Source organism: Microbacterium testaceum, assembly GCF_001476285.1.
In the GTDB taxonomy this organism is placed as follows: domain Bacteria; phylum Actinomycetota; class Actinomycetes; order Actinomycetales; family Microbacteriaceae; genus Microbacterium; species Microbacterium testaceum_B.
In genome coordinates this window covers 1-7,214 of sequence record NZ_LDRU01000139.1, presented here as the reverse complement: position 1 = coordinate 7,214, position 7,214 = coordinate 1, and the positions used below count along the sequence as shown (strand labels likewise).

At 69.7% G+C, this 7,214-nt stretch carries 7 protein-coding genes; 6 read left to right on the top strand and 1 reads right to left on the bottom strand.

All coding sequences use genetic code 11. From position 1 onward, the window contains the following. Nucleotides 1-165: 165 nt before the first annotated feature. Nucleotides 166-1,287, bottom strand: coding sequence for a phosphoserine transaminase (gene serC / locus NS283_RS17910; RefSeq protein WP_058598197.1), 1,122 nt, complete (start codon nucleotides 1,285-1,287; stop codon nucleotides 166-168). Between the two features lie 99 nt (nucleotides 1,288-1,386). Here serC and NS283_RS17905 point away from each other — a divergent pair, with 99 nt between their 5' ends. The 6 genes from NS283_RS17905 (at nucleotide 1,387) to NS283_RS17880 (ending at nucleotide 7,144) form a co-directional block, all read left to right on the top strand. Then, complete coding sequence (locus NS283_RS17905; protein WP_058598196.1) at nucleotides 1,387-2,085, top strand: metal-dependent transcriptional regulator; 699 nt, start codon at nucleotides 1,387-1,389, stop codon at nucleotides 2,083-2,085. Nucleotides 2,086-2,373: 288 nt separating this feature from the next. Then, nucleotides 2,374-3,288 carry a M23 family metallopeptidase gene (locus tag NS283_RS17900; protein ID WP_241492285.1) on the top strand — a complete coding sequence of 305 codons (915 nt, stop codon included), beginning with the start codon at nucleotides 2,374-2,376 and terminating at the stop codon, nucleotides 3,286-3,288. Nucleotides 3,289-3,646: 358 nt separating this feature from the next. Beyond that, complete coding sequence (locus NS283_RS17895; RefSeq protein ID WP_058598194.1) at nucleotides 3,647-4,144, top strand: HNH endonuclease; 498 nt, start codon at nucleotides 3,647-3,649, stop codon at nucleotides 4,142-4,144. Nucleotides 4,145-4,215: 71 nt separating this feature from the next. Then, nucleotides 4,216-4,773, top strand: coding sequence for a cysteine hydrolase family protein (locus tag NS283_RS17890; protein WP_058598193.1), 558 nt, complete (start codon nucleotides 4,216-4,218; stop codon nucleotides 4,771-4,773). A gap of 98 nt (nucleotides 4,774-4,871) precedes the next feature. Beyond that, entirely contained in the window at nucleotides 4,872-5,600 is a 729-nt protein-coding gene (locus NS283_RS17885; protein WP_241492284.1) for a hypothetical protein, read from the top strand. Beyond that, a complete protein-coding gene (locus NS283_RS17880; RefSeq protein WP_058598192.1) occupies nucleotides 5,600-7,144 on the top strand; it encodes a DNA polymerase Y family protein in 1,545 nt (514 codons plus the stop codon). Before NS283_RS17885 ends, NS283_RS17880 begins: the two co-directional genes overlap by 1 nt. The last annotated feature ends 70 nt before the right edge of the window (nucleotides 7,145-7,214 follow it).

The following is a 7,214-nucleotide window of genomic DNA, read 5'->3' as shown; positions in this document are numbered from 1 at the left end:
TTGCGCGGCGCCGGGTGACGACGAGCCGGAGTCCGAGGACGATTCGGAAGGCGACGAAGACGAAAACGAAGAAGACGACGACGAGGACGAGCGCGAACGCAGCTACTGATCCCATGAACGACGAAGGCCGTCCCGCGCGTATGCGGGACGGCCTTCGTCGTTCGATCAGGCGCCGGGCAGCCGTTCGATCGTGTAGTCGATCGCGCCGATGAGGCGGCGGACGTCGTCGGGCTCGATCGACACGAAGGTCGCGACGCGCAGCTGGTTACGCCCGAGCTTGCGGTAGGGCTCTGTGTCGACGATCCCGTTCGCACGCAGGCTCTTGGCGATCGCGGCGGCGTCGATGCTCTCGTCGAAGTCGATCGTGACGACGACGGGGGAGCGGTCGGCCGGGTCGGTGACGAACGGCGTCGCCACGGCGCTGGCATCAGCCCACTCGTAGAGTGCCGACGACGACTCCGCGGTGCGGGCGCCGGCCCATGCCAGGCCGCCGTTGTCGAGGATCCAGCCGAGCTGGTCGTCGAGGAGCAGGAGGGTCGCGAGTGCCGGGGTGTTGAGAGTCTGCTGCAGCCGCGAGTTGTCGAGCGCGTTCTTCAGGTTCAGGAACTCGGGGATGTAGCGACCGGATGCCGCGATGCTCTCGATGCGCTCGATCGCCGCCGGCGACACGGCGGCGTACCAGAGCCCGCCGTCGGAGCCGAGGTTCTTCTGCGGGGCGAAGTAGTACACGTCCGCCTGGGTCACGTCGAAGTCGATGCCGCCCGCGGCGCTCGTGGCGTCGATCACGGTGAGCGCACCGGCGTCGCCGTGGACGCGTTCGATGGGGGCGGCGACACCCGTCGAGGTCTCGTTGTGCGGCCAGGCGTACACGTCGACGCCCTCGACGGCCTCGGCGACGGTGCGTGTGCCCGGTGCGGCCTTGCGCACATCGGGGGCCTGCAGCCACGGGGCGGCCGCGGCCGAGGCGAACTTGCCGCCGAACTCGCCGAAGACCAGATTCTGGCTGCGGTTCTCGATCAGGCCGAAGGCGGCGGCATCCCAGAAGGCGGTCGATCCGCCGTTGCCGAGGATGATCTCGTAGCCCTCGGGCAGGCGGAACAGCTCGGCGAGCCGCTCGCGCGTGCTGGCGACGAGGTTCTTCACGGGGGCTTGGCGGTGCGAGGTGCCCAGGATGCTCGCGCCACGGGTGACGAGAGACTCGAGCTGCGCTCCGCGCACCTTCGAGGGGCCGCATCCGAAGCGGCCGTCGGCGGGCAGGAGGTCGGTGGGGAGGTCCACGTGCGGCATGGGCTCGATTCTAGGGCGCGGGGCTGCGGCATCCGGAGTCTGTGTTGGACGGGGTCGGTAGGCTGTCCTTACCAGCCGCGCGACGCCGAGGACTCCTGAATGACCGATCTCATCGACACCACCGAGATGTACCTGCGCACGATCCTCGAACTCGAGGAAGAGAACATCGTTCCCCTCCGGGCCCGCATCTCCGAGCGTCTCGGGCACTCCGGCCCCACCGTTTCGCAGACCGTCGGTCGTATGGAGCGCGACGGTCTCGTGGTCGTCTCGGAGGATCGCCGCCTCGAGCTCACCGGCGACGGGCGTCAGAAGGCCGTCGACGTCATGCGCAAGCACCGCTTGGCGGAGCGCCTGCTCAGCGACGTGATCGGTCTCGACTGGGCCTACGTGCACGACGAGGCCTGCCGCTGGGAGCACGTCATGAGCGAGCAGGTCGAGCGCCGCCTCGTCGAGCTTCTCGGACACCCCACCGAATCGCCCTACGGCAACCCGATCCCCGGTCTCGATCAGCTCGGCGACGTCGCCAGCTCGACGTTCGAAGAGGGCGTCGTCGGCCTGGTCCGCAAGCTCAACGACGCGGGCGGGCCCATCACCGGCACGGTGCGCCGCCTCGCGGAACCCGCCCAGGTCGACCCCGAGCTGCTCCAGCAGCTCAAGGCGGCGGGGGTCATGCCCGGTGCGCGAGGCGATTACCGGTTCAACGAGGGATACGTCCTCGTGCAGATGGAGGGCGCCGACGAGGGACTCGAACTCCCCGTCGAGGTGGCGTCGCACATCTTCCTCGTTGACGAGGCCTGACGCCGTTCCCGCAGCTCCGATTTGTCGCATGACGTCCCACGATGTCGTCGTGCGGCCGCGCGGGCGCGGCTCGGCCGAGCATCTCCTGTACGCGATGTCCTTTGCGTGACTTGTTCGTTATCTTCGGGTAGCCTCTGAGGGTCCACAGGCGAGAAGCCCGCCGTCGGACCCCTCGCGGTTTGCCTCCCCGGCTCGTCGTCCGCAGAGGGTGAAGCCCGCACATCGTGCCCCCAATATCGAGTGCTGACGAGCCAGCGTCTTCACGGACGCAGAGGCGCCGGAGGAAATTTGGCTGAACACACCGATCCTGTCGACGACCGACCCGAGGTCTCCTCGACGGGGCTGACCCGAAAGAGCGCGCGCGCAGCGGCTACCCGACCCTCGCGTGGCACCATTCGACCCACCGCTCCCGCGGCATCCCCGGTTCCCCGGACCGCGCCGCCCGCCCGTTCGCTTCCCGCGGCCCGCCGCGTCGGAAAGCCCCTGCGCAGCGCCGTCATCCTGTCGATGGTGGCCGGTCTGGTCGCCACGGTCGCGATCCCGGCCTATGCGGCGACGGTGCCGCCCTCGAACACGGTGACCCTGGGCGAGATGTCCGCTCCCGACAACCAGTCGATGGTCGTCGCCTCGGACGTCGCCAGCGAGACCCTCGATCGCAGCAGCTACTCGGCGACCACCGCCGACGAGATCCAGAAGAAGAAGGATCAGGAAGCCGCCGCTGCCGCCGCCGCGGAGCGTGCGCGTCAGCTGGCCGCCAGCGCCGGCGCGTCTCTGTCGAACATCGACCTCAACATGACCGCCCCCGGTTCGGGCGAGGTGCGCTGGCCGCTGACGAGCTACGTGCTCGGTCGTGGTCTGTGGGACTCCGGATATCACCAGGGCGTCGACCTGCTCGCTCCGGGCGGACAGCCGATCTTCGCCGCCGCCGCGGGCGTGGTGAGCACCTCGTCCGAGAGCTTCGGCGGTTACGGCGTGGGTATCGTCATCGAGCACGTGATCAACGGTCAGAAGGTCTCGACCACCTACGGCCACATGACGTACGGCAGTCGTCAGGTCCAGGCGGGCGACACCGTCGCCGCGGGCCAGCTCATCGGTCTCGTCGGTTCGACCGGAAGCTCGACCGCCAACCACCTGCACTTCGAGGTGCACATCAACGGCCAGGTCGTCGACCCCTACGCCTGGTTGCAGCAGAACGCGGGCTGACCGCTTCCTGCTCGACAGCTCGACCTCGACACGGCGTGTCGGAGACTCCTGTTCTCCGACACGCCGTTTCTTGTTTCCCGATCTCACGGACCCGGGCGTGTCGGTCGTGGGTTAGCCTGTCAGCGACGTCGGGAAGAACCGAAGGGAAAAGCCGATGAACGCCAGGCCACGCATCCGCACCATGGATGCGCTCGGGCTGCTCGTTCTTCGGCATCGTCTGTTCGGATGCCACGGTCTCACCGTGACTCCTCGGGCGCTGTCTGTCTAGACAGCGCCTTTTTTCATACGCCTGCGCACCTTCCTCTCGTCGCGAGTCGAACATCCGAGAAGCCGTCTCGGCCATTCGAGAGGAGACCTCATGCGTACTCTGGTGCTGAACGCGGGCTACGAACCGCTCGCCGTCGTGTCGTTCAAACGAGCGCTCGTGCTCGTGATGAACGAGAAGGCCACCGTCGTCGAGCGCGTCGACGAAGATCCGGTCTGGGCGGCGGGAGGGACCTACGATCGCCCGGCCGTGATCATCCTCACGCGGTATATCCGGGTGCCGGGTGCGCGTCAGGTGCCGGTCACCCGGCGCGGGGTGCTCCGCCGCGACGCCCACCGGTGCGGGTACTGCGGCAAGACGGCCTCGACCATCGACCACATCCTGCCGCGTTCGCGCGGGGGGAAGGACACGTGGGAGAACCTCGTGGCCTGCTGCCTGCGATGCAACAACGTCAAGGGCGACCGCACGCCGCAGGAGATGTCGTGGGAGCTGCGGGTGATCCCCGCCCCGCCGCGGGGGTCGTCGTGGACGGTGCGCGGTGTCGACAAGAGCGACCCGCGGTGGGAGCCGTATCTCGCGCTCGCAGCGTGATGGCGCTCGTGCATCGGTGATCGTCCGTCTCCCGCGGCCCCGGTGTCGGCGCTCGGTGATGGAATGGGGCCATGACACGTGCTCTGGTCGTCATCGACATGCAACGGGGTTTCGACGACCTCGCGTTCTGGGGCCCCACGGCCAATCCCGACTGTGAGGCGAACGTCGCCGCCCTCATCGAGAGGTGGGGCCGCGAGGGCGAGCCGATCGTGATCGTGCGCCACGATTCCCCGAAGGAGGGCTCGCCGTTGCACCCCGCGACGCCGGGGAACGCCCTCGTCCCGGCGGTGGCCGCCGTCGAGCCCGACGTGCTGGTGAGCAAGAGCGTGAACTCGGCGTTCTACGGCGACCCCGACCTGCGGGTATGGCTCGACGAGCGCGGCATCCGGGATCTGGTGATCTGCGGCATTCAGACGAACATGTGCGTCGAGACGACCGCGCGGATGGCCGGGAACCTCGGGTACGGCGTCACCGTCGCTCTGGATGCCACGCGCACCTTCGATCTGACGGGCGAGGTCGCGGGGCTCGGGACGGTCAGTCGTACGGCGGCGGAGTTGATGGCCGACACCGCTCTGGTGCTCCAGCAGGGCGGGTTCGCGCGGATCGTACGGACGGCCGAGCTGCTCTGAGCGGCGACGATCGTCGCGTCGACGGCGATGTCGGAGGTAGATCGTATCTTCGAACCACAGGGATTGAGAGTGTAGAACACATGTTCTAACCTGTGGGAGTGAGGGCGATCGTGCGAGACCAGGTGCAGGCGGTGCCTGACATCCACGCGCTGCGAGACCGTCTCGAGCGCATGCAGGGCCGGCGGATGGACGCCCCCGTGCTGCCGACGCACCCGGCTTTCACCTCTCTCCTTCCCGGCGGGGGGCTGCGGTCGGGCTCGGCCTATGCGATCGCCCGGTCTTCGTCGCTGCTGCTCGCCCTCATGGCGCGCCCGTCGCAGGACGGCGCCTGGTGCGGAGTCATCGGCATGCCCGAACTGGGGGCGGAGGCCGCCGAGAAGTACGGGCTCGATCTCGACCGTCTCGTTTTCATCCCCGACCCCGGGCCGCGCTGGTTGGCGGTCACCGCGACGATCACGGAGGTGCTTCCCGTCGTCGCCGTGCGTCCTCCCCAGGGCTCGAACGCGGCGCGTGGTGGTGCCGAGGCCACGCGGTTGGCCGCGCGTCTGCGTGACCGGGGGACCGTTCTGCTGGTGCAGGGATCGTGGCCGCAGGCGGAGGCCGTCATCGATGTGACCGACCCGCGTTGGACGGGACTGGGGCAGGGGAGCGGATACCTGGCCGGTCGCGAGCTGACGGTGTCGGTGAGCAGCCGACGCTCTCCGAACGCCCGCCGGGCGCGCATGCTGCTGCCCGCGGCCGACGGCACGATCGAGATGCTCGGCGCTCCGACCGAGCGTCTCGTCCCGCGCACGCTCGAGACATCTCCCGTGCGGGCGGTGGGCTGATGCAGGCGCCCACGCGCAGCCTCGTGCTGTGGTTTCCCGACTGGCCGATCACGGCGTTCGCCCGCGAAGCATCGTCGCCCCCGCGCGATGACGCCCCCGTGGCGGTGTTCGCGAACAACGTCGTCGTCGCCTGTTCGGCCGTCGCCCGTGCTCACGGAGTGCGGCGCGGGCAGCGTCGACGCGACGCGCAGGCGCTCTGCCCTACCTTGGTGGTGATCGCCGCCGACCCGGTCCGTGACGCGCGGGTCTTCGGTCCCGTCGTCGCACGCATCGAGGACCATGCTCCGGGGGTTCAGGTCGTCCGGCCCGGGCTCTGCGCCCTGCGCGCCCGCGGCCCCGCGCGGTACTACGGCGGCGAAGCCGAGGCGGCGCGCACGCTCATCGACCTCCTCACCGCCGACGGCTTCTTCGGGGTGCGCGCGAGCGTCGCTGACGGGATCTTCACCGCCGGCCATGCGGCCCGCGCGGCGTCTTCCGATGAACCCGTGCGGGTGGTTCCTCCCGGCGACGCCGCGTCCTTCCTCGCTCCGCTGTCGGTGGCGGCCCTCGACGACGACGAGATGGCGAGTCTGCTCGCGCGACTGGGAGTCCACACCCTCGGCGCTTTCGCCGCGATGCCCGTCGAGCGGGTGCTCGAGAGGTTCGGGCCGCGTGGAGCCCGACTTCATGCACTGGCCGGTGGGCGCGACTCCCGACCCGTCGAACCGCGTATCCCTCCTCCCGAACTCCACCGCGACGTCGCGTTCGAACCCCCGCTCGATCTCGCCGACCAGGTCGCCTTCGGCGTCCGCGTGGCGGCCGAGGAGTTCATCGCCCGCCTCGGTGCCCAGAATCTCGTCTGCACCGAGCTGCGCGTCGTGCTCTCCGGAGAACGGGGAGAGCGCAGCGAGCGTGTATGGCTGCATCCGGGGTCTTTCGACGCGGCGGCCGTCGTCGACCGCGTACGCTGGCAGCTCGCCGAAGACGGTCAGGGCATCTTCGGCAGCGGGGTCGCCGGAGTGCACATCGCACCCGAGGCCGTCGACGACGCCGCGCACCACAGCAAGGGGCTCTTCGGCGCCGGGCCCGACGAACGGGTGCATCACGCGCTCTCGCGTGTCCAGGCCATGCTCGGCCATCGCGGGGTGGTGACGCCGACGATCGGCGGGGGCCGGTGGCTCGCGGAGCGCCAGGTGCTGGTCCCGTGGGGCGATCGCGCGGTGACGGCCAAGGATCGCACCCGCCCCTGGCCGGGCAGTCTGCCGGATCCTCTGCCGGCGACCGTCTATCCCGAGCCGCGGCTGGTGGAGGTCACCGACATCGCCGGGGCACCCGTGACGGTGGGGGAACGCGATGCGTTGAGTGCCCCACCCGCCGTGCTCGTCACGGGCGAGCAGCGCCGCCGCATCCTCGAGTGGGCGGGACCGTGGCCCATTAGCGAACGGGGATGGGACCCTCTACGTCGTCGCCGGGCGCACCGGTTCCAGGTCGTCGACGCCGACGGGGGTGCGTGGCTGCTCGTGGTCGAAGAGGGGGAGTGGCGAGCGGAGGGGCGTTATGACTGAGTGCGTGGCCCCGCGGGTCGTCGCCCCGCGGGGTGTCGTCGCCCCGCCCATCGAGTGTCCAGAACACGCC

What these genes read in the sequence shown, in the direction of transcription:
- serC (WP_058598197.1), bottom strand. Translation starts at nt 1,287, where the DNA reads ATGCCGCACGTGGACCTCCCCACCGACCTCCTGCCCGCCGACGGCCGC.
- NS283_RS17905 (WP_058598196.1), top strand. Translation starts at nt 1,387, where the DNA reads ATGACCGATCTCATCGACACCACCGAGATGTACCTGCGCACGATCCTC.
- NS283_RS17895 (WP_058598194.1), top strand. Translation starts at nt 3,647, where the DNA reads ATGCGTACTCTGGTGCTGAACGCGGGCTACGAACCGCTCGCCGTCGTG.
- NS283_RS17890 (WP_058598193.1), top strand. Translation starts at nt 4,216, where the DNA reads ATGACACGTGCTCTGGTCGTCATCGACATGCAACGGGGTTTCGACGAC.
- NS283_RS17880 (WP_058598192.1), top strand. Translation starts at nt 5,600, where the DNA reads ATGCAGGCGCCCACGCGCAGCCTCGTGCTGTGGTTTCCCGACTGGCCG.